This is a genomic window from Pantoea sp. Fr-CA_6 (genome assembly GCF_024520895.1).
GTDB lineage: Bacteria > Pseudomonadota > Gammaproteobacteria > Enterobacterales > Enterobacteriaceae > Pantoea > Pantoea agglomerans.
In genome coordinates this window covers 1-236 of record NZ_JALNPO010000064.1, presented here as the reverse complement: position 1 = coordinate 236, position 236 = coordinate 1, and the positions used below count along the sequence as shown (strand labels likewise).

The following is a 236-nucleotide window of genomic DNA, read 5'->3' as shown; positions in this document are numbered from 1 at the left end:
ACCGGATACAGTTGTGTCCTGCGGACTGAAGTCCGAAGGATTTTGCGCTGAGGCAAGGCGGCAACCGAGCGATACGAAGGAGCATACTGAAGTATGTGACGGAGTAGCGCGAGGGCGGCCAACGCAGCATCAGCACAAAAGACACAGGACAGAGCACAAAGAATTTGCCTGGCGGCTTTAGCGCGGTGGTCCCACCTGACCCCATGCCGAACTCAGAAGTGAAACGCCGTAGCGCC

1 rRNA gene is annotated in these 236 nt (G+C 57.6%); it reads left to right on the top strand.

Features of this window, described 5'->3' with window-relative positions:
* Nucleotides 1-167: 167 nt before the first annotated feature.
* Nucleotides 168-236 (top strand): 5S ribosomal RNA (gene rrf, locus NR201_RS22625); the annotation flags it as partial.